The sequence below is a fragment of the Enterococcus sp. AZ048 genome, assembly GCF_051715125.1.
Lineage (GTDB): Bacteria > Bacillota > Bacilli > Lactobacillales > Enterococcaceae > Enterococcus_A > Enterococcus_A gilvus.
Window position 1 is genome coordinate 79,532 of record NZ_JBIOTD010000003.1, and the last position, 25,511, is coordinate 105,042.

The window sequence follows — 25,511 nt, forward strand, 5'->3', positions numbered from 1 at the left end:
GAATCATGAAGATTATCGCTTGTTCAATGTACGAAACTATACTCAATACGCGTTAGGTGCGCAAAACGGCTGCGAAGGCACTTCGATACAAAGGAAAATTAACTACCTAGAGCTTGATTTCCTCTCTAATGCTATTCTAAAATCACCTAATGACAATCCTAATAATTGTTTTGTTGGATCGCCTTTGTAGAAAATTCTTATACCTTCTAAGCTATATATCCGGTACTATTACCCAGTTGGAGTTTTGAAGTCGCAGCAAATAATAATCATGTAGTCACTTAAGACAGCTATAATAAAGCTGGCAATCAACTCCATGGTTTTAATCCAATCAGTGGTTGTTACCGGTTAAGTAGGACATATTAAAGTAGCAATCAAAAAATAAAATTGGTTGCTACTTTTTCTTTAATTCCAATAAATGAATATGCTACATCTCGATGTTTTATGATTGATTTCATTTGCGATATTTATTTTTCATTCAGGCCAGTATTATACACTTTGTAATTCAATAGAATCATAATATATTTTCAATACATTACTATTACATTAGTAATAAAACGCTTTACTATTACTAATCGTATTGTATTGGTAATTCTTAAATTAACTAAAATGTTTATAGTAATACTTGTAGAAATATGAACTACGACTAAAAGTAATATACTGCATTGCTTTTAGTCGTATAAATTTTTCTATGCATTTAAATCTTTTAAAAAAAAATGACCTTACAATAATTCTTTTTGTGTTCATTGGCTTCATCTTCCTTAGTTAGTCCCGTTTAATGGCGTTATATTACTATTAAATTACTAATAAAATACCATTTTATTAGTAATTTTATCGTATTGTCTTTCTTTCTTAAAATTAGGATATATGTGGTAATAATTTAAGCAATATAAAATACGACTAAAAGCAATGCAATATATTACTTTTAGTCGTATAATTTATTTCTTTATGCTTTTAAAGTTCTCAACATTAAGAGGGTACTTGCCATAATCCTTAATGTGTTCATTGGCTTCATCTTCATCAATTAGTCCTAGTTGGTAAAAGTGTTGCCAAATTGCATTCTCTAAAAAATCGGAAAGAAACCCCTTAGTTCCTGCAAGCTTTTTGCTATTTTTATTATCCTTATGAATTAGACTATCAAGCTTTCTCACAGTGTACTCGTTTAGTTTGTACGTCTTGTTAATACTTTCAACTGAATCACTTTCTTTTGCAGCAGTTAAACCAAACTTTTGAGCTTGAGAATTACTTGACGTATTCTCAACAATTTGGACCTCTTCTTCTGGATCAGCTTCATACTGATCTGATGCATCAAATTCCAGAGAATCCTCTGGTGTTTCGATTTCGTCCAAATCATCATCAAATGCTGTTTGAAAATCCGCTGATGGACGTTTCTTATTAGATCTAGGCATTATTCTTCGACCTCACTTTCTTTAAATAGGTTATGAGGAATATCAAGGGTTTCACCCTCAGCCGATAACAAACCGATCCGATTCATTTCATCAAGTAGCTTATAGAAATGTTGTGCAAATGGATTATCTGGGAAGCTCATAGTGATTGGCATACCACTTCTGATAAGTTTATCTGCAAATTTAATAGAGCGTGGTAACTCAGTATCAAAATAGTGGTATCCATTTCTATTCGTATATTTCATCATAGCGTTGATCATTTTAGCGTGAACATTCGTATTATATACTTTATTCCCTAAAACACCGCCAATTCTCAAGTTAGGATTGAATTTCTCCTTTAAAGTATTCACTCTAGAAATCAAATGAACCACTCCATCAACACCGTTCATATCAGGTTCATAAGGAATAATCACTACATCAGATATTGTCAAAACTGATGATGTTACTTGCTTCAATTCTGGTGGAGTATCAAAGATAATAAAATCGTATTTATCCTCAACACTATCAAAGTAACCTTCTAGGGCATTGAAATAGTTTGAACTAGGGTCTATAGATTTGTTTAGGATTTTTTTAAGTCCGGCAACATTAGATATTGCTTTTAAATTATCTTTTGATTTTTTTACTAATGATGCGAACCATTCGAGGATGTTATCTCGAAACTCTTCCATCTTATCAAACTCTAAAAAGTTATTATCAGAGTTTGCAGGTAGCACATCTATTTGTGTGTCATAGGTTGGAACAATAGTCTCTTCAACCTTAGCTTGACCCATAAAAACATCATAAATTGTATTTTGTTCTTTGCCTACCTTAACCCTAAAAGACTTTGTTAGATTCCCTTGGGCATCAGTATCAACCGCAAGTATTCTAGAACTAGGAAAAGATTTTCGAATAGCTCCAATTAAATTTATTGAAATGAGCGTCTTACCAACGCCACCTTTATTTGCCGAAACACTGAGTTTCAACGCCATATTCCATTCCTCCTAAATAGTCATGCATTATATTACTTTAATAATACTTAAAGCAATTCATGAATATCATTTTCTATGACTATAAGGTAACATAGTATGTAGTCGATTGCAACAACAATACACAGATAAAAACAATCTAATGCATTATGAAAGGAATAGTAATAAAATACTAATAGTAATATATTGGTCTTTTATTAGTAATGCATTTCTAATAGTAATTAAGGTAAACAGCTTTATATAGCCTTATTCTGACTAGTATGATTGCGTAGGGATTTCTACTGATAGTAGTTGAAACTGGGGATTATAAGTGATAAACTGTGACCAAGCAAAAATGTTGTTGCATGTAACAACGCATCGTGGGAGGTTCTTGTATGAAACATGGAACTAAAGAATTTAGAAATGAATACGATCGATATATCTTAAAACTTTTAATAAAAGAATACTATATCAGCAGACCAGAACTGTCAAAAGCGATCGGACTTACTTTAAGTTTTGTCAGAGAATTTGACAATGGAACTCGTTCTTTCGGAGCAACCGCATTAGATCAATTTGAAGAACTAGTTTTCAGTAAGTATGAGCCTTTACTAAAAGTTCATGAATACGATTTAAATCAAATAAAAGAACAGCTAGAGTCTATCGATTCAGATGAGGAGCTAGAGGAGTTCCGCTTAAATAATTTCGAGATGACCTAACTTAAAAAAATGAGAGGTTTTTTATGACAGACTTTAACTTTATTTCAGCAAATGAAACTCGAAAAGCTCTTTTTTATCAATTACCAAAAGTCCTTTTCGAAAGTGATAAATACATGAAAATGTCTAATGACTCAAAAATTGCTTACGCAATGTTAAAAGATCGTTGTGAGTATTCCTTACAAAATGACTGGGTTGATCAAGACGGAAATATATATTTTATCTTCACTACCGCCGAGTTAATGGATCTATTGCATGTGGGTAATAATAAAGTTGCAACGATAAAAAAAGAACTAGCTTCTTTTGGTTTACTGCTGTCAAAAAGAATGCCGCCAAAAAAATTGCCTGATGGCAGTAAAAAAGGGGTACCAGCTAGACTGTATTTAGGACAACTAGATCTAACTGCAACGGATGTTTACACCGATAAAAAATCGAGTGAGAACGCTGGATCTTCTGAAAGTGGGAAAATCACACTTTCAGAAGAAACCGATAAAATCAAGGACTTATCCCAATGTGGGAATAAACCATCTTGGGGAAATTCTTTATCAAATCAGCATTTCTCCGAAAGTGGGAAAATCACACACAATCTATATAAATCTTCTAACACTCTAGACACTAATAGACACTTTATAGACTCAGACAAAGACGAGCTACAAGAAAAACTCCTTTTAGAGAATTTTGTAGAACTCAATAGCAACTCCCAGCGAGTCAATGCGACGTTTGTTCCTGATAATGTTTTAAAACTAATTCAAACATTCTCTCCTAGCTACAGCGTAGCACAGACAACAGTTAAGACAATTCATAATGCCAAAAACAAAGCTGAGCAGATTGCTGGAATAAAAATGGTTTACGAGGAAATGGATGATTATATCGTAAACCCCGATCAAGGGTTATACAATACTGTCTTACGTGCCTATCAGAAACAAAAGAATGAAGAAATCAAAGACATGCAGAATGTCATTTTTACTTATGTAAAAAATTGGTTTGTCGAATATCCAATCCAAGCCAAAAAAGCTGCACAAGAGAGTGATAACTTACCTAACATCAGTTTGCATAACTGGGTAAACTAAGTGGTGGTTAGATGTTAAAAATACTAGAAGGAATGTAAAGAGTGCGTGAGATATCACTCAAGAAAAGAATCCGCGAAAGAATAGAACTATTCAGCTTAGAATCGAAATAAGAATTAAATCCGCAACGTGCTTATCTATTCTATCCATGATACGTTGGCTTGTTTTATACAGTACCTTAATGCTCGCTGCCTTATCAAAGGTCGAATTGATAGAAGTTATCTAGTTCTACCATTTTCTATTTGGGCCGGAGCTCAAGGAAGTTTCCTCTTTTTTTTCGATACTGTGAACATTGATTAAGCTTTACTGTTGGTGATCGCTAGGGTAGGGTTAAGAAATTCTGATAGAGTGGTTTAAAAATAGTTTATGGGAAGTGAATTCAGTGTTAGCAAAAACTGTACATGTCGTTCTTGAAAAGAGAAAGATCAGCGGTGCTGTTAAATTAAGAAATACAGAATATTATTTTAGAGTGGATCAGCAGAAAATTTCAGAGGATCTAAAGCCTGGAATGCTCGCTTTTTCTTCAGATGGACAGCTTGTTTACGTTCTCGAAGTAATCGATGATCGAACGCCTGAAGAAGAAGCTGCATACACTGGGGTCTTGACGAAAATATTTGATGAAGATCCGGCCATAAAGTCAGGTGAAAAAGCCATCGAGCAGCAAAAAAGGTCAGCTTTTGAAAAGGTTGTTTATACAGGAATTATTGTTGAATTGGTTGATAAGAAATTCAAACGGACTGACAAAAACTTAAAGTTCAAGTCTTCAGAGAAGATCAATGACAAGATCTCTAAAGGGGATATTGTGCCTATCATATTGCATACGAAGGACGGCCGGAAAGAGAAACTATATGTTTTAGTTCAACGGATTATTGAGAATGCGTCACAGAAACAGCGATTCATGAATACAAGACGAAGACCCGTGAGTTGGTTGTATAAAAAGACGGAAAAGGGCTATAAGAAAATGAAATACGCAGATGTAGTCAAGGAGCATAAAGAAGTCAAGAAAACAAAATCGCCAACCATGCCAAAGGAGAACAGACAGTCTGAATCCGTTAAAAAAGGAAAAGCCAGGGACGGAGCAGATAAAGAGTTCAATCGAGAAGTCCACGATTTTGTGATTCGAAAACGAAAAGATTAGGCGTGAAATTGAATCTGATAACTCTTTTTTGAGAGGCGGGATTTTAGCACATTTTGCGTGGATATTCCAAAAATATCATGAACGGGTGTTTTTCAATCCTAAAAGGTAAAAAAATAAACCGAACATGTGTTCACTTTCGGTTAGAACTCTGTTATAATTATCTGTGAGATTAAGACGTCTATCTCATTTGAAAGCTATTTTGATTATTTGTCTATGTAAAAATATTCTGATTCGCAACTATTCTGACAATTTATTTTTCAAAATTCTTATTGTGCTTAATATAGTTACGAGGTTAAATATAAATAACGTTGACTTGCTAGTTGATTGGATGAATATGCCGTTTTATGTAGGAATTGATCATGTGAAGTATCGAATAAGAGAACAGAAAGAAAGGGGATAAAAAAACAGAGAATTAGTATGCTTTGCTAAGTAATTTATACTTGAGAGTTTGTTAGAATGATTCTTTTTTAGAACTACTTCTTGACTTAACAGGAATGAAAGGCTTAAACTGAAAGCGAATTAGTTCTTGCCTCTCAAGCAGGATGCTATATTGTTTGAAAAAAATAACCAAAGGCTCAACTGATCTCGGGAGTTTCTCAGGCTCCGTCAGCGATCAGCTGAGGTAGTAAGACAAGACCCTTACTACGTTAACCCTCGGCTGTCATGGATTTCTCCAGACATTCGTCATTATATCAAAATTAGAATAGTATTGTTAGAATATTTCACCCCAAAAGGGAACGAATTATCGAGTAATAGGACTTTTATTGATATTTTTTAAATGCGAATGTTGGATAAATGCCCCCGTGAGTCGAGTAAGGGATACGTAGTGTAGACTACGTATCCCTTTTTTTGTTGTTTTAGACAAGAGCTGATTCTTAATAAAAAATAGTTGGAGGTGTCCTATGGGTGCGATTGGGATTGAGGTACGAGCAAAAGATTTAGAAACAGTCAGTACAAAAATTAAATTGTTGAATAATCAAATTTGGTTTTTGGAAGAAGGATTTGCGGTGAAGTATTGCTATTTCTTTGAACATGGACGGAAAGTACCTGTTCAGGTAGATCGTGTGAGCGTCGAGGAAATATTTCCCAAGATTCGTTTTATCTTTGATCAAAAGAATCAAGTGATCGCTGAGAGAGCTTGTCCAGACACAAGGCTACGAACGACTAGAAAAAATAAGTGGCTTTCAGTAGGGAATGGCTCTGGAAACAATCGTGAGTTGTATTTTTATCAAATGATCCAGCGGATTGAAGATACGGAGTATGCAAAGCAAATGCTAGCACATTATTACAGTAAAAAATGATTGATCGCTTAACAAGATTAAAGAATCAAGGTTAAACGTTTATTGTTTGCTAGATAACCACTAGCAATTATCTTTCTAACACATTATCCGAAAAGCGCTGATGACGAGGGCTTTCGGAACCAAAACTGAATAGATGAAGTTCGGGAAGTAGAACCCCCTCCAAATTAATCAGCATGGCTACTAAGGGATTTGGAGTAACCATTCAAAAGGAATGGTGAGCCACCAAACATTTGAGGATTTGCGAAGACGTATAATCGATACTGAGCGAATATCCGGCCTCAATAGGAGTTAGATTTCTCCGGTTGTAAAAATCTGCGAAAGCTTTTTGTTCTACGAATACACAATTATTTAGTAAACAATAAACGTTTAACTAGACACTATGTATCCAGGATACTAAGAAGGGAGCATACCAATGCGAGAAAGAAAAACGATCACACTTCCAATCGGAAAAACAGTCGATCCGATTTGGGATAAAAAGAATATCATGGTAGCAATCAAAGTCATGCCAAACATGAGCTTGTCACTATTTGAAAATGAGGTACTAGACGGTCAATCCATTTATAACTTAGAGAGGATTGTTTTAGTTACAAAGTACAAAAAGCAAACAGAAATCCCTATTAAGCAGGTTGTTTTAGCAGTTGACGGCAGCTATCGCTGCTACGTCACTGATGACGTGAATATCAATCGTGGCGAATTAGTGTTACCTCGTATGAAGAAGAAAAAGTAGGGGCCACCCTATAGTGAAGGAGGGCCCACCTTGCCTACTAAGAATCCGCGAAGGAAATTTGTCTTCAAAAAAGGAACGAGCGAAAAGCTTGATTGGTTAGTAGATCAACAGAATAAGAATTCAAAGAAAAAAGTTTATCCATATGAAGTTGTAGAGGAGTTGATAGAAAATGCATACATCATACAAAAAGCCTTCGGAAAGACATGAACTCGTTCAAATGATCAATCGTGTTTCTATGAGGGAGTTAAGAAAAGATTTGAGAAACGCAAAGTTTTTATCAGTATTTAGCGCTGTTTTAACTATTGGTTTGTATTTTGTCGGCACGGGTTATATAGTTTCTGCTTTTTGTACGATCCTGTCCTATATTTTCGCAAAGATTATCGAAAGTGCTCTTATGAGATCACAAATAAATTGACAAGATTTATGTTCAGCTGAAGTTTGAGAAACATTTACAATTAGAAATTACGGATTTTTATTTGAGGGAGAAAATCGAATGATGCAGCAGGCGTTAACGAAGAGTGAACAACTTAAGTCAGGAGACATTATCAGAATTGTTTTCTATGAACAGAATTGCGGTATAGATGAAACAGTTTTTACAGCGATTGTTGTTGAGCTCAAAGAATGTTTCATAGCTATTCCACAAGATTTCCAAGGGCACATCTTTAACGCAGCGAAAAAAGGAGCAGTTTGGAAAATAGAAATTGATTGGCTTTTAGAAAACGATACGGAAGCGTATCTGATTGAACGATTTGACGATTTAGTGTCAAAGCTTTGGAAAGTTGTCACGCCAATAGTAATGATTATGAGTGAAATCTTTTGAAGTAAAGTTAAATTTTTGAAGTCACGATAAAAAGCATAAATCATTAGTAGAATACCTAAACTAGTCAAGAAGCTGAAAAAAACATAAAAAAAATTCACATTGACACCTTCACTAACATGATATCAGAAATTAAATGGAAAGTATGCTAACGGAGAATAGGAGAATATCACTTCTTTTTAAACTGCAAAAGTAAAAATACAAAGATAAAGAAAAATAGAGATTCCCACAGAGTTGTCGTCCAACTGAAAGTTTTGCTAACTCCGAAGAACAAATTGCCAAGGTTGGAGACAAAAAGATAGATGAATGTTACCCAAATTGATGTTAGTACTCTTTTTAACACGGAATCACTCCCTTTTAAATAAGGTTATACAAATTAGGATAAAAAGTCTAGTAACGACGGGAATCAAGGCAGAAGTTGCATAAATAAAAAAGACTCTGCTTTAGAGTCTAATTAAAGGACACACTTTGTTCTTTTAATTGTTTGATTATCTCAGTGACATAAGCGTCTTGAAAATCTTTACGGAAGGACTTTAGAAATTCCTCAGAAAAGAAATCAAAATTTTTTTCTGAATATGCTAGCAATTCTTCAGGAGTTTTAAATTCTGCAATAACAGAAGCGCTGTCGAAAGAATCAGCTACGCGCAATGAAACTGATTTCATTAAAGAAATAACATCAATTTGTGTTCTTAACATAAAAATCACCTCTTCTGTTGAGTGTAACATAATTGAATAGAACTATCTGGAACTATCCGGTAACCCAAGTCAATAAAGAAGAAGCATTAAACTAATCTAGTGCTTGTTTAACCTTCATTAGTCCAATGTAAAAGGATTTAGAAATAGATTTACCACATTTTTTACAAGCGTAATCTCCAGTGGGAATATCGTTAAAAACCTCTTTTTCATACTCATGATTACACTCTTGATCTTCTTTTTCTAAGTGCATCTTTCTTAATTCAAGAGAACGTTCTAATTCAATGGACACAGATACTCACCTTCTGCGAATTATTTTTACCACAAGCAATTTTTTTAAAGGGGTAAAAAGATAGTTTTAATAAACCAACTAACTCAGTTTATTGAAGAAAAAACACTGAGCAGTTAACTCAGTGTAAAAGACAGGACCTATTTATTCATAATTTTTTTACAATTATTCACAGCGCTTTTCATTGTATCAAAACTATTGATATCAATGTCGTAGATAAACAGATTCATTTTCATTGATTTGATTTCCTTCAAATTTAAAACGGCAAATATACTTGTAATATTTTTGGATTTAGAATTATTGAAGTGGGCCTTTTCTAGGGAAGAGTACATTCGGTAATTAGAAACATAAACGTGTACAGGATAAAAGTTAATCATTGTTTTCACATCCTCGTGGTATTCAATAACCATAACATTAAAAAGCCCTTTAATGTGAATACGAGGAACAACGTAAGTAAAACGTAATAAGGACCATGAAGGATGAATAAAACCAGCTGTTTCCGCAACTGGCTTAGAGCTAAAATGATGTACTTCGACTGTTTCTTTAGCTCTGCATTAGTATAACACGTATATTTTTGAGAAGTTTATAAATGTTCTAACGAACATCAGATGAGTCGGCTACTCAACCTAGCAATAATATCTGAAATAAGATTTGAAAAATATTGCCAGTGGAGTTGAACTATTGTTCAACATTACTATTTGTCTTCAATTTCATCAATGAAGACTGAAATATCATTTTTGAAAATGTACTTACTAAATTGTTCGCTTAGGATTTGGCTGACATTTCGGTAAGCGAAGGTAGGCGTGTTAGGTAAAGTATAGTAATAAATACCATTTTTTTGATAGATCGGATCAGGTACGGTCGTTGTCTGATTTCCTTCAATTGCATTTCCAGCGTCCGCTGCTATATCAATAATAAAGGCCCCCGTTTTTAACTGCCCTTGCTCTGCAATAGTCATAATGGGCTTACCCGAATCGCCCACTTCAATGCCGTTAATGATAATCGAGTATTTAGAAAGTTGTTGTTTGAATTGCGGAAGTGTTTTTCGATAAAAAAGTCGGACAGAAGAAGAAATTTTTGAGATCGCATGGAAAGCACCTTGAGCTGCATTTCCGGACCCTAAAATAGCAATCTCACAATTACTATTTGGTAATAAGCCAAAATTCAAGAGAGCATGTAATACTCCGGCATAACCAGCATAGAAGCTGTTTTGATAAACGAAGTTTCTAGGAATCAACTGTGTAGGATAAGCATTTTCCTGATAGTACATCATGGGTCTTTGATTATCGATATCAAGAATATAGAGATTTTTAGGAATTGCTTGAGTCTCCATAAATTCTTTACCTGATCCCAGTGGATGAGTCCAACCAATAATCATCTGATTTTGACGAATCAAGTCGTAATCAGATGGTTGGAGGAGTTTGAGAGAGAAGATTCCCTCACAAGAGGCAAAAATTTCAGAACGGGTTAAAATAGTGCAACCTGCTTTTCGATAATTATCATCAGGGATACTTAGCGAGTCACCAAAACCATTCTCGATATAAATTGAATTGGCGAATTGCTTGATATGTTCAGGTAACAAAGGGACGCGACGCTCATTTGGAAAATTTGACTTTATAAAACCTAATTTCATAATTCCAACTCCATTTCAATTTTAGTTTTTGTATAGATTTGTTCTCAGAGAAATGTTTCATGAGGCTGTTTTCGTACATCTTAAGTCTAACACAGTTTTGAGGTGGAATTTTAACGTTCAGAGAGGATACGTCCGCTAACGGAGGAAAGGAGATTTAGCAATGAAAAGTCTAGTTGGATCCACGTAGGGTCATCCATTACTCTATTTACGAGGTTACTACCGATTGTATCAGCAAACTAGAGATGAAATTAAGAGACAAGAGATTATAGAGAAAATGAGCGGAATTATCGACAAAAATCGTAAACAGTTTTTGATGCCCGAAGGCTGAGATAGGGAGTTTGTAGAGATAATTCAGTTACTTGGATATAAAATTGATTTAGTAGAGGAAAAAATATTGAAAAACTTAGATGAATTATCAACTTAGCTAGCAAGCGTAAAACTTCAAGGAGGGAAAGAATGAAACAAGAAAGTATTGTCCAATCGAATAATGAATTACTAAATGATAAAAGGGTATTAATGGTTAATCCCAAAGACGAGGTATCTGTTAAAACAATCAAAACAGATAGCAGAGGGTACACAAGGCTAATAGATCAGTATTGCAGCAATCACTTTGGTAAGAGTTTTACTTTTAAGGACTTCAACAATTGGTTAGTAAATAGAGGCATTAAGGTGGTTCAAAATAACGGAACAACAGCATTAACGCAAGCAATATTTGTCTCATATATTAGTTATCACTATATTCTAACGAAAAATTATAGACAAGATAAAGAGGTTGGATTGGAAATAATCATGAATATATGGATTTGAGTCAATATCTTGGACAAATTTTAGTAGAGACGGCTATGCCATTTCCTCTCTTGACAGATCTTCAAACTCCTGTGGAGTTAGATAACCAATCGAACTATGGATTCGATTTCGATTATAGAATCCTTCAATGTAGCTAAATAACGACCGATTTGCTTCTTCAAAATCTGAGTAAGTAGTCGTATATACTTCTTCTTTTTTCAATGAGGCATGGAAAGATTCGATTCCCGCATTATCATAAGGCGTTCCTTTTCGGCTATAGGAATGTCTTATTTTGTTGGATTTAAGCCAGTTTTCCACGTCAATTGCTGTATATTGGCTGCCTAAATCAGTGTGTAGAATCATTCCTTCTGGAATGGGATAATGCTTTTTTGCTTTATTCAATGTTTGGATCACACAATCTACAGTCATTCGTTTTGAAAATGTATAGCTAATAATTTTTTTAGTATGTAAATCCATGATTGAAGACAAGTAGCACCAACTATTTTTCTTGGTAGGAATGTAAGTGATATCAGCCACCCATTTTTCACAAATCGTTTTAGTAGAAAAATCTTGGTTTAAGATATTTACTCTGGATACCACTGCTTGTTTATTACTTTGTGGTTTGTATTTTCTAATAGTAATAGAACGTAAACTCAGTTGTCGCATTAGTTTTTGTACGTGTCTAAGTGAAACTGAAATGTTTTCTTTGAGCAATACATGATAGATTTTTGTCGCACCATATCGCTGTTTGTTTTCAAAAAAGATATCAGTAATTTTCCGTTTCAAGAAATTATTTTTTATTTGCGTAGCAGTTAAAGGTTTATTTTTATAGAAATAATAGACACTTCTGGGAATTTCTAATAACCGACACAACAAAGAAACAGTGTAATCCTTACACCATTTTTCTATAAATTGAACAAGCGAATTTAGGTCTTTCGAGAGAATATGGCTGCGGCTTTTTTTAAGATTTCAAGTTCCTCTTTTAAACGAGCATTTTCTTTTCTCAATTCAGCCACTTCTTTTCCAGTCAGTCCTGTGGACTGATTAGGTAAATATAAATTCTTCCATTTGTAAATCGTTGCTTCAGATAAGCCATATTCTTTCGCTAGCCCTCGAACAGAACGTCCAGTTTGATTCAGATCAACAATCATCTGTTTGAAATTTTCTTCGTATCGGTTCATAAAATTCATCCTCTCGTAGATAAGTTTAATTTATTTCTGTCTCCACGAAAAGTTGTCTAAGATTTGATACTAACACCAACCTGAGAAAAGTTTTAATTCTTACAAGCTTATGTGGTTTATTATCCTATATTACTTTTCAGACAGGTGAATGCTTCAGAGAGTCTTTGATGTGTACTTTCTTAGGAGTGATAGCTTCTAGCGTGATCGGTAGTTTCTACTTCAAAGCTAAAAGAAAGTAACAAATTGAATAAAAAGATTTTTTTGAAATAACGATCAGTAAGGTCATGGTATTAGGAAAGAGGGAGAATATGAAAAAGAAGTGTTGGAAGTTATTAGTTATTGGTTTGTTAACGGTTCCCTTAGGGCTGGGAGGAATTGTTCAGGCGGAAAATGTCCTTGAACAATCGTCTCAAACAGTCCAATCAGAAACCAGTACGACTGAAACAAGCGAAACTCGAAAAAATAGAACCGAAGAAAGTCAAACGCAATCAAGCCAGTCAGAAAGCGACCAGCCGAAAGCTGAACAACCCGAAACTCCAGATGTGACCAATCTCAATCCTGCTGTAAGGGCGGTACCTGAACAAGAGGTTATGGCTCCCAATCCAGAAACTGGTGAGATTGCCGAAGAAGATGCACGCAACGCGTCACTTCCTGTCGAAGCGTATGCAGCAGCAAGTCTAAAACCTGTTTACCGCGTGTACAATCCGAATTCAGGAGAACACTTACACACGTTAAACGGTGGCGAAAAAGACAATCTAATGTCATTAGGATGGGTCTATGAAGGCATTAGTATGCAAATTGATGGCAGCGGTAGTAATCTGTACCGTGCCTATAACCCGAACTCAGGCGAGCATTTTTATACCAAAGATTCGAAGGAAATCGACAAAATCAAACGTGCCGGCTGGCGCTATGAAGGTGTCGCTTGGAAAGTACCAAACGGCGGCCAAAAAGTTTATCGCGTGTTCAATCCAAATGCACAAGACGCTGGCAGCCATCATTATACGTTGTTAGAATCTGAAAAAAGTGATTTGGTCAGACGTGGGTGGCGGTACGAAGGCGTTTCTTGGTCTGTCACTGGTGGCGCGGTTCCTGCTAAATCAACGAACATCATCAATAGTGTTCCTTATGTTAGCCAATACACACCTGTGAAGGCGCCTTGGGGATGTGCGTCTGCTTCGTTAGCAATGATCCTTGGATCAAAGAATATCCGACCAAACCTAAGAACGATGCAAGACCGCTTGCCAATGTATCCAAGTAATCCGAATGGCCAAAAAGGAAATGTGTATACTGGCGCTGGCTTCGGTTGGGTGATCAAACCGAATGCGTTAGCAGCATATGGTAAAACCTATGGCGGAAATACAGTAGATATTTCAGGATCAAATACCGTACAAATTATTAATCGTGTGTTGAATGGTCAACCCGTTCTATATTATGGCTTTTCTTCGTACCAGAAGAATTCCGATAAGAATAGAAATCATGCAAAAGTGATCGCTGGGTACAATAACGGGAAATTCTTAGTCTATGATCCATTGTATTATTCAGCAAATGCAGGCGCAGGCAGTGGTGGTAAAAATATGTTATACGATCGAGGCGCAAGAGCCTGGGTTACGATGGGGCAATTCAATGCCGAACGCGACGGGCGTGCGGTAACAATTCAATAAAGTATAATTATGGCTATACAATCTTTTTTGTTTATGATACACTGTAAGTATCAACAAAGGAGGACACGTGTATGGAAGTTCTAAAAATTCTCAAGTGGGGAAACAGTAGTGGAATGAGAATTCCGAAAAGCATTATGAAAACAATGAATCTCCACGAAAACGATCAGGTTCAGATGGAAATTGAAGTGGTTGACGGTAGAAGACGTTTAGTGATTCAATCTGAAAACGAAGCGAAAGACCCAACTATTGAAGAACTCTTTGAAAACTATCACGGTGGAAGACAAAAAGTTGATTTACAAGATCTTGGAGAAGCCGTAGGTAATGAGAAATGGTAAATGTACCTAAACAGGGAGACATATTGTTGTTGAATGCAGCGCCGAGAGCTGGACATGAGCAGACAGGAAAAAGACCGTATATTGTTCTAAGTCACAATATTGTTGCAGCAAATAGTAATGTAGTCATCGTTGCGCCAATAACTACAACAAAGCGGGTATATCCACTTTACGTGGCTATTCCCAAAGAGCTAGGGATGAAAACAACAGGTAAGGTAATGCTGGATCAATTAACAACGATTGATTATGAAGCAAGAGAGTGTTTGTTCTTGGAAAAGGCAAATGACGTGCTTGTGATCGAACTTTTAAAAAAAGTAAGAGCCGTGTTTCAAAAAAATAGTTAAGAAGGAGATTTCAAAATGAAAATGAGTCGTTTAGGTAAGTGGATTGTTGGTTTAGTAGTGGCATTAGGATTTACAGGGGTTGCTTTGGCAAGTACCACAGACGTTGAGGCATCAACGTTGTATCGTGCGTATAACCCAAACACAGGAGAACACTTGTATACCCAAAATGGCAACGAGATCCCATTCGTGGTTCGCGCAGGGTGGCGCAACGAAGGCACAGCATGGGAAGCACCTAGTCAAGGAGCAAGAGTTTATCGGATGTTTAACCCGAATAACGGGGGAGATCATCATTACACTTTGAACATGAACGAAGTAAATATGTTAAAAGGAAAAGGCTGGCGCTATGAAGGGGAATCGTGGAAATCTGGTGGTTCGACACCGGTTTATCGTTTATATAACCCAAATGCGAAATCAGGTACCCATCATTTCACCATATTAGCAAGTGAGAAAAACAACTTGGTTAGGGCTGGCTGGAGATATGAAGGTGTGGCTTTCTACTCAGGGAAAGATGCTCCTAACACTGGCGGTAACAATGGAGGAAACGGTGGCGGATCACAACAATTAACCTGGACCGTCTGGTACAACGTTCCTGCTGATGAAGATCAATCCTATGCCCTGAAACCAGGACAAAAGAAATTTGCAACTGAAGGTGAAGCAAAAGCGTTTATTGATAAATACGCAAGAGAGACACCAACCGGATCAACAGGCTTTGGTTATAGACAAATCTAATTACAAACGATAATTCAGACCTTGTAGAAATTATTCTACAAGGTCTTTTTTATATAAATATTTTATAGGGAGGAATAATGATGGACAATAAAATTTATTTTGATAGCTCATAAAGGATATTTATGACTGACACTAAGCTAACTCAAAAGAGGTGGCTTTTTTTTATTTGGAGGGAAAGAGATGAAAAATAAGAGATTCAAATTAGCAGGATTACTTAGTTTAATTTTAATTGGAATAAGCAGCTTTTTATTCCAAGGAACTGCCCAAGCAAAAGAAGATAAGAACGTTCAAATTAAAACAACAAGTCAATCGCTGCCAGGGAGAGTGTTTTACGACACGGATAATTTGTACACTATGAGGGGTACAAAGAATGGTGCTGCATGGACGGATACGACTGCTTCTCTTGCAGTTCATTATCCTGACGGCCGCAATGAAATGGTTTTCTGTATTCAACCAGGGGTACCTTTAGTTGGTGGTAAATGGACAGATGGGTACGAGGGGATTGAATCAACTGAGGTTGATGGGGACGCACTTATTGCGTCATGTATTTGGCAAACAGTTTTTCCAAACAAAACACAACATGAAGAAATGGCATCAAGAGCTGTAACTTGGCAATATATCAAAAAATACAACCTGGATATCACCTCGATTGATGGGATTCCCGAGTATCCTCAACTAGAAAAAAAATTAATGGATGCAGTAGATCACTACAAGAAACTACCCGATTTTCACAATAAAACGGTTAAACTAAAATATGGTGAAACGAAAAAATTAGATAGTGGTGGAGTAGATCTACGTGCGTTTGACAGTATTATTTCAAATGATGCGAATGTAAAGTTTGAAATTGCTTCAGATGGTATGTCAGCAAATGCAACCCCTACAGATCCGACGAAAGCAACAGGAACCTATACAGCAATTAAAAACTATGCATATGGAACGCCTATCGTCTGGACGAAAGAAAATTCGCAAACAGTTGTGTCGCCAAAAATTGCCGATCCAACAAAATATTTTGTTAAATGGGATATTGATTTATATGGAGAGATTGAGATTGGTAAGGTAGATAAAGATAGTGGGGAATATTTACCAAACACAAGCTTTGACGCTTTATTTGAAGGCACCAATGCCCCAGCAAAGAAAACGGTGAAGACTGGTAGTAATGGTAAAGTTACAATCAAAGATATTCCAAGTGGGGTGAAATATAAGATCACTGAAACAGCTGTACCTAGTCCCTATGTACTTGCTTCAGCGATTGGTGAAAGCGACACCTATGAAGGTGTTGTAAAAGCTGGCGAAACAGCGACAGTAACAGCTAAAAACGTCAAAGCTACTGGACAGATCGTCATTGAGAAATCCGGCGTTGAGAGTGGAAAGGAACCGTGGAATAGTAACTATTCTCGTGCTGGAAACGTGTTTGAGATTCGTGAAAAAGATAAAGACGGGAAGGTAGTAGAAACAATCACCTCGAACGATCAAGGGATTGCTACTTCTAGCAACAAGCTGCCTTTAGGAACGTATTATGTATCAGAAAAAACGGCCGCAAATGGATTTGCGAACACCTTTAAACCAGTGACCGTAAAGATCGAATACAAAGATCAAAAAACACCGGTTGTTGTAGTGAACGACAAGGGAACAAACCAGGAAGTGACGGGATCTTCTGTTTTGACGAAAGAAGATGCAGAAACGAAGAAAGACACACAAGGGCGAGCTTCATTTGAAGGCGCTGAATACGGACTGTTCTATAAAGACGGCAAACCAGTGAAATGGACAGATCGCGTAAAACCTGAGTTGACGAACGGAACTCAAGTGAAGACAGAAGATGATTCTGTTGTTATTCGTATTGACGATAAAGATCAAACGGCTGGGGTGAAACACTTAGCGTTGAACGGCTACTATTGGTTAGAAACAAAAGCCCCCGAAGGGTACCAAATTGATTCAACAAAACGTGAATTTGAACTGAAGTACAAGGATCAAGACACAAAAGTGGTTGCCTCTGATGTGACATCACAAGAAAAAGTGATCAAACTAACGATCGATGGCTTCAAATACTTGCAGTCTAAATCAGGAAACGTGAATTCTGGCTACAATGGGATCAAGTTCTCGCTGACGCCTATTGATCCTACAAAGGGTGACGTTGTAGAAGTTGAAACACAAACAGATGCGAACGGCTATGATGGCTATTGGGGCTTTAAAGAGTTCCCTTATGGCGATTACCGAATCTCTGAAGTAGCAGCGCCTGACGGCTACAAAAAGATGAAGGATCTGATTCTTAAATCCACTTTTGATGCTGAAAAGCGTACGTACAACATGACAGTGACTGAAGAAGGTCAAAAAGAACCAATCAAAACTCTGACCGTTGAAGAAAGCAAGATCAACGAAGGTTCGAATCAAATTTCTTTAGGGAAACTCATGATCACGAATAATTTAGTCAAAGCACCTGAAATCTCTACACAAGCGACAGTCAACGGTAAGGATACATTCACACCAGGGAAAGATACACCAATGAAAGATGTGGCAAAACTGACCGGTCTTGAGGTAGGACAGAAGTATCGCCTTAAAGAGATTACACTTTGGAGAATCCAAAATGGTGATATTAAGAATGCTACACCAGTTTATCAAGCAGACGAAGATTTTGTTGCTAAATCAGAGACAATGGAAAAAGTCATTGAAACGCTTGTAGACACATCGAAAGACGATAAAAATACGTCTTATGTGTGGACTGAAAAACTGGCTGAACTAGATGAATCAGATAAAGAAAAAGAAGCAGCTGAGCACGTGGATTTAACCAACAAAGAGCAAACTGTAACACCTGAAATTCCTGAAACACCAAAAGAAGAACCGAAAATCGAAACCTTGTTCGCCAACGTCGATGGCAAGCAAGAGATTGATGCGACGAAAGATCAAAAACTTGTAGATAAAGTGAATCAAGAATTTCCTGAATCACAAGTCGGTCAAACGAAGCATTGGGTTCATAAGCTGCATAAAGTTTCGGAATCAACCAAAACAGTACCAACAAGCAGCACATCAAGCACGACAAAAACAACATCGACGACGACAAGTACCACAACTTCTAACAGTACAACAAGTCCTGAAAGTTCTACCAAAAAAGAAGGCAACTCTGAAGTGTTGGAAACGATCAATGATTCTCGAAAAGTGACAAAAGGCAACGAAGAGTTCAACGTGGACTTCCAATATTACGCGAAGAAATACAATCTGAAGGAAGGCGAGAAGTTGGTTGTGACTCATGAAGTCTTTAACGATGAAAAACATACCGATAAGTATGCGGATCATTTCGACTTGAACAATGAGAAGCAAACGATTCGACCTTTGAAAGTAACACCGAAAAAAGAAACGCCTGCAACAAAAGAGACACCGAAATCTGAAAAGTCGATTCCGCAAACAGGAAGTTACAACGCGTTTGAAGAATTCTTTTCAGCGATTTTTAACTAGATAGTCACTCAAAGAAGGAGTTAATTCTCCTTCTTTTTTTATTTATGAGGAGGTGCAGCAGTGAGGACTATTCGGAAAAAATTCCGACTTTTGAAGCGATTTTTTGCAAACTCTCCAATCGCACGACGTGTATTGATTGTTTGCTGCTTATTAGGCGTTGCGGCATTTGTTACTTTTTCAATGCTATTTTTCAAACAGCGAGACTTTGAAAAAGATGTTTATGCCGCACAAAAACAAGCGACAGAACACGTTTTAAAGAAAACTAAGGAGAATCCTAGTAAGGATGTAGCAGCAGATTATTCAGCTGCTGACGTACACACCTTAAATCCAAGAGATTTAAAAAAAGTTGATCCGATCAAGCAAGTAAATGATTACGGAATGGGTCTATTAGAAATACCAGCTATTTCTATGGCATTGCCTATTTTAGAAGGGCCAACGCAAGCAAATTTAAGTGTTGGTGCCGGTACAGCGAAAGAAGGACAGATCCCTGGGAAAAAGAACTTCGTTCTATTAGGGCATTACATGACAAATAGAGGGTTGCTATTTGGAGGGATTCAATATTTAAGAAAAGGCAACGGCATTAAAGTGACCTACCAGGGGAAACAAGCTGACTATGAAGTCACTGAAATAAAAGTTGTATCCAAAAGTGAGACACACTACATGGAAGACACGAAAAATCAAAAGGGTGTGTTGACATTGATCACTTGCGATAGCAGCAATCAAAACACGCCGAATCGCTTGATCGTTCGTGCAAAGGTTACACAATAAACGGTAATGGAGGAATTCAGAAATGAGGTATAAAAAGCCCGAAAGAAATCGAGAAGAAAAGATCCCCTTTACTCCTGGGATTCATGAAGCAGTGATTGAGAAAGTTGTCATGCAGCGATCCAAAAAAGGGGCCGATATGTTCATGATTTTTGTTGCCGGATCGAATGAAGAGAGTAGCCTTTCTTTTTTAACATTCGGCAATGATTTTACGGAAGAGAGTTTGGGCTACATTCTATCAAGTATTGAAGATAATGGCTGCGAGATCCCCGATATTGATTTCGATTACAACGAACAGACAGCCAACTTTATGACAGGCAAAGAAGTGTATATAAAGATCAAGGAAGGCGAGTATAACGGTGAAATTCAATACAGCGTGGAAAGCTTTTTAAGCCAGGAAGAATACGACACGATCCTAGATCAAGAGGACGTAGAATAAATCTAAGAAAGCGTAGGTAAAGTAAATGGATATTGTAATTAAAATGATTGGGGTTATCGGAGGAATCATGACGGTAATCGGATTATTTGGTGTTTTGACAGGTGCGTTAAACTTTTTCTCTGGTAGAAAAAATGAAAATCCTCAAAAGATGGATAGTGGGATCGAATCAATGATCATGGGCGGAGCAATGGCAGCTATATCCGGAGGGATCACAGCCGCAATTATCGCCGCAGTTGGGGCAATTAGGTTTTAAGAGAGAGGAAGTAGCTTATGAAGATAGACGGCTCAACGCTAACTCAGCTGCTATCCAGTCTTGATGAATACAATCCAGCCGTGAATCAATTAGTAGAAAAAATCTCAAAAGGAATCATTCCAGTGGCAATGGTCATTCTTGGAGTATTCATGTACATCGAATTGAATAATACGACTCGAAGAATGCAAGTAGAACAGAATCGTCTAGGTTTAGAATTGTTTATTTCCGTTACTTGGAAATATTTTGTAGGATTCTGTCTGATCATGTTTACAGATGAATTCTTTGATTCAATCGTTTGGATAGTGAATGCTGCTGGCAATATCATTAGTCATATTTCTACTAAAAAATCGGATTTAGACTTTTCAGTTCCAGAAATAAAAGGAAAGTTAAAAGGCGTTCAAAAAATGATTGTTAGTAGTATGGGCGCTTTGGCACAATTTGTCAGCTGGTTTGCGGAGATTGTCACCAAAATACTTGTGTTCTTCAGAGCAATCGAATTGTATATCTTTAAGGCTGCTGCACCTTTGTTAGTGGCCTTTTTCGTTAATGACGAATGGCGGCCAATTACAATGAAGTTCATCAAAATGTTCACTGCGGTAGCACTTCAAGGGATATTGATCATCATAATCCTATCCATTTATCCGGCAGTCGCAACAAATGACATGCTAGATTTGGTCGTTAAAGGGGATTGGCTAGAGAACTTGTCTGCAATGTTCTTGACGATATGCAAAGGCGTGATCTTTATCATGGTGTTGGTTGGATCACAAAGAAAAGCAAAAGAATGGATGGGGGGATAACTTGTGGCAATTCAATCGAAATTCCATATGGATCTATCAAAGTATGAACCTGTTGGTAAATCTGGCCTAAATAAGCGGCAAAAGAAAATGATCTTACAAATAATTCCAGGATTATCAATCATTATGCTTTTTGTAGCATTTTTAGATTTGAACGATTTTACTTTTTGGATCTTGTCATTCGTGACAGGGTTCTTTTTAATTGTTCCGCCGGTATTAAAAGGTTTAGGTGTATGGGAAGAGTACAAAAACAAGCTGGATTTTTTTATGAAGAAACAAGACCGGTACTATGAGACCGGCCAGATACGGAGGTATGCAGCGCATGAGTTTGTTCAAAAGAAAAATGTCTCGGAGGCAGACAAAATCGGAAAAAAGTAAGAAGAAACGGTTGATTCAGAATGCCGCAACAACACAAAACACATTAAAATATACCAGTAACTTTGAGTCAGGTTTGATGCACATTGTAGATAATGAGTATTCGAAGATGTTCAAGCTGGGAAATTTAGATTATGAAGTCGCTAGTGAAGACGATAAATTAGATGTTGTGATCAATTATGCGGAAGCGTTAAATTCATTGGATAAGCAATCGAAATACCAGCTTTTAGTCTTAAATAAGCGTGTTAAATCAAGCTTATTAGAAAATATCTTATTAGAGCCACAAGGTGATCCGTACGACATTTACAGAGCAGAGATCAACAATATTATTAGCAGCCGGTTCTTGCACGATCAAAAGAGTTTCGAAACGCAACGATATGCGATTTTTACCACTAAGTCGAAAACAGCGAAACAAGCGGATCGACAACTAAATACACTTGGTAAAAACTATGAAAAACGATTCAATGATTCAGATAATAATTTAGATTTCACTCAATGCAGTGGTGAGGAACGTATGCGGGTCATGAGCAGCATTTTAAGACCAGGCAAACACTTCTCAACAACCTATCGTGATATTGCCTTATCAGGATTATCGAGTAAAGCCTTCGTTGCACCAGGCCGCTTGAAGTTTTTTGATGATGATTTTCAGATCGATGATAAATTTGGAAAAGTCATGTATGTTCGGGATTATCCCGAAAACCTAGAAGACCGACTGATCAACGAAATTTGTGAGAGTGGCCATGAATTAGCGATTTCTATTCATGCCAGCCCTTACGACATTGTTCAGGCGAAGAAAGACCTCACTTCGAAACAATTGCAAAATAAATCAGATATTGTAAACCAACAGAAGAAAAACTTTAAAGAAGGTCTTTCAGAAGACATGGTTTCCGGCTTGGCCAATGAAGTAGACAAGACAACCAAAGAATTGGCTGCTGAAATGAAAGAGAACGGGCAGCGGATGTTTTCAGGTGTCTTTACGGTCATGTTGGTTGAAGAGAGCAGAGACAAATTGAGACAGGCTGTCCGAGACGTAAAAGATCAAGCCCAGGCTCTAGGTGTTGAATTCGATGATATTTATCAAATGCAAGAAGAAGCATTGAATACGATTTTACCAATTGGTAAGCCTTATTTGGATGTTCAGAAGAAGTATATGCGTGATATGACAACCAGTAATATAGCAACACAAATCCCCTTTACGAATGTGGAGCTTCAATCTGAAACGGGTAAGTATTACGGCCAGAACCAACTAAGTAATAATATCATTACGATCGATCGTAAGAACGATCTGAACACGCCTAGCGGATTGATTTTGGGTACATCCGGTTCAGGAAAAGGTATGACCGTCAAGTGGGGGCTTATTTATGATTTGCTTACTACGATCATGAGAAAGACGAAAGATGGTCGTAAGAAAGAACACTGCATTATCGTTGATCCGGAGGATGAATATTCCCCCATTGGGAAAGCATTTGGAGCAGAGATATTGGATATTTCTTCAGGAACGAATCACCATTTAAACATCTTAGATATGGCCGATTCTTCCATGCTTGATGGTGAGGATAAAAAAGTGGATCTAGTAAAAGAGAAGGCCAACTTATTAGTAAGTTTGTTTGAGTCCATTTTGAAAAGTTTTTCGGATGAAGAGGCCAGCATGGTTGACCGAGTAACACGATTAACTTACCAACGGTTTGAAACAATCGATCGCCAACCTACGTTAGTAGATTGGTATGGCATTTTGAAAGAACAACCGGAAGATTTCGCCCAACAACTGGTCATTAAGGTAGAACCTTATACAATTGGTTCGCAAGATATTTTTGCTCACGAAACGAATGTTGACCTTACAGCACCATTTATTATTTTTAATATCAAGCACTTAGACGATCGTTTGAAATCATTTGCTATGAAAGTGATCTTGGATCAAGTCTGGAAACAAGTCGTTTCTTATCAAAATAAATTGACGATCCATCTATACTTTGATGAATTGCAGCTGAATTTTGATACTGAAGAAAATGCTTCATGGTTCTTCAAATTATGGTCACGGATTCGGAAGTATGGAGCTGTTACAACAGGAATAACTCAAAACGTTGGCACGCTTTTAGAAAAATCAGCTGGACAGAAAATGATTTCAAATAGTGAATTTATTGTGTTGTTGCGCCAAAAATTAGTCGATATGGAACACTTGAAACGAGTGGTTAAGATTCCACCATCGTTACAAAAATACGCCGGTGAGAAGGTGCCAAAAGGTACAGGTTTGATTTATGCCGGTGGGAATATCGTTCCTTTTGAGAACATCATTCCCAAAAATACGAAGCTGTTTGAGCTGATGAATACTGATGCGGCGTAAGGGCATGAGCCTATGAAAAATAAGAATGTTCAGCAAAAAGTAAAAGTTGATTCCGTTTCAAAGAAAAACAGGTATCAAGAAGACACTGAATCGACCCAAAAGAAAGAGCCGAAAACGTTGATCGGTTCTACCATAACGGCACAAAAGCAACGTAAAGTCATCGTAAACCAAAAGATGAAAGAAAATGCCAATCTATCTTCACGAAAACAAGTGAAGCATACCAGGGGAGAATACAAGGAAGCACAAAAAAAGTATCGAGCAAAAGTTCAGACACACAAGCAGCTGAAGCAATCGCTCGATGCTTTGAATGCAGAGCATTCATCCAAAGTTACAGATCAACAAAGAGCAGCGGATACAGATGAATCCAAAAAATTAGATTCTCTATCAAGTGGAAAAACGGCTGAAGAGATTCGAGCGAAAACATTTGCTAGAGAGAAGCTAGAAAAAGAAGTCGAAAAAGCAGGTAATGACGTAAAAAATGCCAAAGAAGAGGCCGGAACTGCTAAACAAGTATTGAAAAAGACCAAAAAAGCTGACCCTTCAAGACTTTCAAAACAAGTGAATCGGCAAGCTCTATCAGCTGCAAAAAATAAGGCTGAAGAATCAATGAATCAGCATGATACGTTAGCTGAAGCAGTGAAGCTCAGACAAGATGGCCGACGTCGAACAAACACATATCAATCGACAAAATATTTAGTTAAAAGTGGTCATCGAGTAAATATGAAATTGACTAGGGGCGCTTATGGCCTGTCCAATCGCTCCTATAATTTCATTCGTGGACGGGGGTTTCAAACGACACCTGAAGAATATTCGAAATTGCGACAGACAGCTAAAAGAATGCGGAACTTTAGGAATCGACTTCAAGCCAGCAAAGCCGCCCAAGCAGCAAGAAAAACGCAAGGATTTGTTAGCTCCATTATTCGTGTATTGAATAATCCCTTTAAGGGAAGAAATTTATTAATAATCGGCGGCATTATGATGTTCATTGCTACGATATTCATGTTTTTCCCGCTATTTACACCACTTCCTATCCAACAAGACGAATTCGATCTAACCGATTCATGGAATCATATGACGAAACTGGATGCGGATCGTTCCGATGATACGTATTCATTCTACACGAATCCTGATGAAACAATGTTTTATATGAATTATCGCTTTGAAGACTATACCATCGATGAGCGAACGAATATCCTTTCTTTCAAGACGTATGGTGATTATTTAAATGGCATTTGGGAATCGATGAATAATACCAAAGGTGACGAGTACAAATTTACATCCATGTACGATCTCGCTAAGGATAAAAAATCGGATTACTATTTAGATTCTGATGATTTTG

Annotated in this window: 25 protein-coding genes and 1 pseudogene; 20 read left to right on the forward strand and 6 right to left on the reverse strand. The window is 36.9% G+C overall.

Translation table 11 applies throughout. The features are described 5' to 3' along the window. Positions 1–935 precede the first annotated feature (935 nt). On the reverse strand, positions 936–1,406 hold the full coding sequence (locus IGI66_RS18830) for a hypothetical protein (protein ID WP_114526109.1): 471 nt from the start codon (positions 1,404–1,406) through the stop codon (positions 936–938). Then, on the reverse strand, positions 1,406–2,371 hold the full coding sequence (locus IGI66_RS18835) for a ParA family protein (protein ID WP_114526110.1): 966 nt from the start codon (positions 2,369–2,371) through the stop codon (positions 1,406–1,408). Before IGI66_RS18835 ends, IGI66_RS18830 begins: the two co-directional genes overlap by 1 nt. A 371-nt stretch (positions 2,372–2,742) precedes the next feature. Here IGI66_RS18835 and IGI66_RS18840 point away from each other — a divergent pair, with 371 nt between their 5' ends. The 7 genes from IGI66_RS18840 to IGI66_RS18870 all read left to right on the forward strand — a co-directional run bounded on the left by IGI66_RS18840 (position 2,743) and on the right by IGI66_RS18870 (position 8,113). After that, a complete protein-coding gene (locus IGI66_RS18840) occupies positions 2,743–3,063 on the forward strand; it encodes an XRE family transcriptional regulator (protein ID WP_114526111.1) in 321 nt (106 codons plus the stop codon). 23 nt (positions 3,064–3,086) lie between these two features. Then, positions 3,087–4,130, forward strand: coding sequence for a replication initiator protein A (locus IGI66_RS18845; RefSeq protein ID WP_114526112.1), 1,044 nt, complete (start codon positions 3,087–3,089; stop codon positions 4,128–4,130). A gap of 379 nt (positions 4,131–4,509) precedes the next feature. Continuing rightward, positions 4,510–5,265 carry a hypothetical protein gene (locus IGI66_RS18850; RefSeq protein ID WP_114526113.1) on the forward strand — a complete coding sequence of 252 codons (756 nt, stop codon included), beginning with the start codon at positions 4,510–4,512 and terminating at the stop codon, positions 5,263–5,265. Positions 5,266–6,167: 902 nt separating this feature from the next. Next, positions 6,168–6,566 (forward strand): hypothetical protein, encoded by a 399-nt coding sequence (locus IGI66_RS18855; protein ID WP_438849958.1) that lies wholly within the window; start codon positions 6,168–6,170, stop codon positions 6,564–6,566. A 412-nt stretch (positions 6,567–6,978) separates the two neighbouring features. Then, positions 6,979–7,293, forward strand: coding sequence for a hypothetical protein (locus IGI66_RS18860; protein WP_010742459.1), 315 nt, complete (start codon positions 6,979–6,981; stop codon positions 7,291–7,293). A gap of 30 nt (positions 7,294–7,323) precedes the next feature. Continuing rightward, complete coding sequence (locus tag IGI66_RS18865; RefSeq protein ID WP_016249952.1) at positions 7,324–7,500, forward strand: hypothetical protein; 177 nt, start codon at positions 7,324–7,326, stop codon at positions 7,498–7,500. A gap of 286 nt (positions 7,501–7,786) precedes the next feature. Then, positions 7,787–8,113 (forward strand): conjugal transfer protein TraF, encoded by a 327-nt coding sequence (locus IGI66_RS18870; RefSeq protein WP_438849960.1) that lies wholly within the window; start codon positions 7,787–7,789, stop codon positions 8,111–8,113. A 447-nt stretch (positions 8,114–8,560) separates the two neighbouring features. Here IGI66_RS18870 and IGI66_RS18875 read toward each other — a convergent pair whose 3' ends face one another. The 3 genes from IGI66_RS18875 to IGI66_RS18885 all read right to left on the reverse strand — a co-directional run bounded on the left by IGI66_RS18875 (position 8,561) and on the right by IGI66_RS18885 (position 10,725). Continuing rightward, positions 8,561–8,806 (reverse strand): hypothetical protein, encoded by a 246-nt coding sequence (locus tag IGI66_RS18875; protein WP_010742456.1) that lies wholly within the window; start codon positions 8,804–8,806, stop codon positions 8,561–8,563. 91 nt (positions 8,807–8,897) lie between these two features. Next, a complete protein-coding gene (locus tag IGI66_RS18880; RefSeq protein WP_010742455.1) occupies positions 8,898–9,095 on the reverse strand; it encodes a hypothetical protein in 198 nt (65 codons plus the stop codon). A 691-nt stretch (positions 9,096–9,786) separates the two neighbouring features. After that, entirely contained in the window at positions 9,787–10,725 is a 939-nt protein-coding gene (locus IGI66_RS18885; RefSeq protein WP_010742453.1) for a hypothetical protein, read from the reverse strand. 456 nt (positions 10,726–11,181) lie between these two features. On the opposite strand from IGI66_RS18885, the gene IGI66_RS18890 reads away from it, so the two are divergent. Then, positions 11,182–11,532: a hypothetical protein gene (locus tag IGI66_RS18890; protein WP_071862921.1), complete on the forward strand. Its 351-nt coding sequence runs from the start codon at positions 11,182–11,184 to the stop codon at positions 11,530–11,532. A 33-nt stretch (positions 11,533–11,565) separates the two neighbouring features. Here IGI66_RS18890 and IGI66_RS18895 read toward each other — a convergent pair. Continuing rightward, positions 11,566–12,692 (reverse strand): IS3 family transposase gene (locus IGI66_RS18895; RefSeq protein ID WP_316497776.1). Its coding sequence is split into 2 segments (ribosomal slippage): positions 11,566–12,464 and positions 12,464–12,692, totalling 1,128 coding nucleotides; the frame shifts between segments, so codons are not numbered across the junction. A gap of 308 nt (positions 12,693–13,000) precedes the next feature. Here IGI66_RS18895 and IGI66_RS18900 point away from each other — a divergent pair. The 12 genes and pseudogenes from IGI66_RS18900 to IGI66_RS18955 all read left to right on the forward strand — a co-directional run. After that, positions 13,001–14,353 (forward strand): C39 family peptidase, encoded by a 1,353-nt coding sequence (locus tag IGI66_RS18900; protein WP_438849963.1) that lies wholly within the window; start codon positions 13,001–13,003, stop codon positions 14,351–14,353. A 71-nt stretch (positions 14,354–14,424) separates the two neighbouring features. Continuing rightward, positions 14,425–14,688: an AbrB/MazE/SpoVT family DNA-binding domain-containing protein gene (locus tag IGI66_RS18905; protein ID WP_010742450.1), complete on the forward strand. Its 264-nt coding sequence runs from the start codon at positions 14,425–14,427 to the stop codon at positions 14,686–14,688. Next, positions 14,682–15,029 (forward strand): type II toxin-antitoxin system PemK/MazF family toxin, encoded by a 348-nt coding sequence (locus tag IGI66_RS18910; protein WP_010742449.1) that lies wholly within the window; start codon positions 14,682–14,684, stop codon positions 15,027–15,029. The genes IGI66_RS18905 and IGI66_RS18910 overlap by 7 nt, the downstream gene beginning before the upstream one ends. 15 nt (positions 15,030–15,044) lie before the next feature. Next, positions 15,045–15,758: a hypothetical protein gene (locus IGI66_RS18915; protein ID WP_438849966.1), complete on the forward strand. Its 714-nt coding sequence runs from the start codon at positions 15,045–15,047 to the stop codon at positions 15,756–15,758. A gap of 180 nt (positions 15,759–15,938) precedes the next feature. Next, positions 15,939–19,205, forward strand: a complete 3,267-nt coding sequence (locus IGI66_RS18920) for a SpaA isopeptide-forming pilin-related protein (protein WP_438849967.1) — start codon at positions 15,939–15,941, stop codon at positions 19,203–19,205. Positions 19,206–19,265: 60 nt separating this feature from the next. Then, entirely contained in the window at positions 19,266–19,973 is a 708-nt protein-coding gene (locus IGI66_RS18925) for a class A sortase (RefSeq protein WP_010742446.1), read from the forward strand. A gap of 22 nt (positions 19,974–19,995) precedes the next feature. Next, positions 19,996–20,409 (forward strand): hypothetical protein, encoded by a 414-nt coding sequence (locus IGI66_RS18930; protein ID WP_010742445.1) that lies wholly within the window; start codon positions 19,996–19,998, stop codon positions 20,407–20,409. Positions 20,410–20,434: 25 nt separating this feature from the next. Continuing rightward, complete coding sequence (locus tag IGI66_RS18935; protein ID WP_010742444.1) at positions 20,435–20,662, forward strand: hypothetical protein; 228 nt, start codon at positions 20,435–20,437, stop codon at positions 20,660–20,662. A 17-nt stretch (positions 20,663–20,679) separates the two neighbouring features. Continuing rightward, the gene (locus IGI66_RS18940; protein ID WP_114526116.1) at positions 20,680–21,459 is read left to right on the forward strand and encodes a hypothetical protein; all 780 of its coding nucleotides are present in this window, start codon (positions 20,680–20,682) and stop codon (positions 21,457–21,459) included. Positions 21,460–21,462: 3 nt separating this feature from the next. Then, positions 21,463–21,834 carry a hypothetical protein gene (locus IGI66_RS18945; protein ID WP_010742442.1) on the forward strand — a complete coding sequence of 124 codons (372 nt, stop codon included), beginning with the start codon at positions 21,463–21,465 and terminating at the stop codon, positions 21,832–21,834. Continuing rightward, positions 21,779–24,172 carry a VirB4-like conjugal transfer ATPase, CD1110 family gene (locus IGI66_RS18950; RefSeq protein WP_010742441.1) on the forward strand — a complete coding sequence of 798 codons (2,394 nt, stop codon included), beginning with the start codon at positions 21,779–21,781 and terminating at the stop codon, positions 24,170–24,172. Before IGI66_RS18945 ends, IGI66_RS18950 begins: the two co-directional genes overlap by 56 nt. Positions 24,173–24,184: 12 nt before the next feature. After that, a pseudogene (locus IGI66_RS18955) lies at positions 24,185–25,511 on the forward strand (hypothetical protein); the annotation flags it as partial.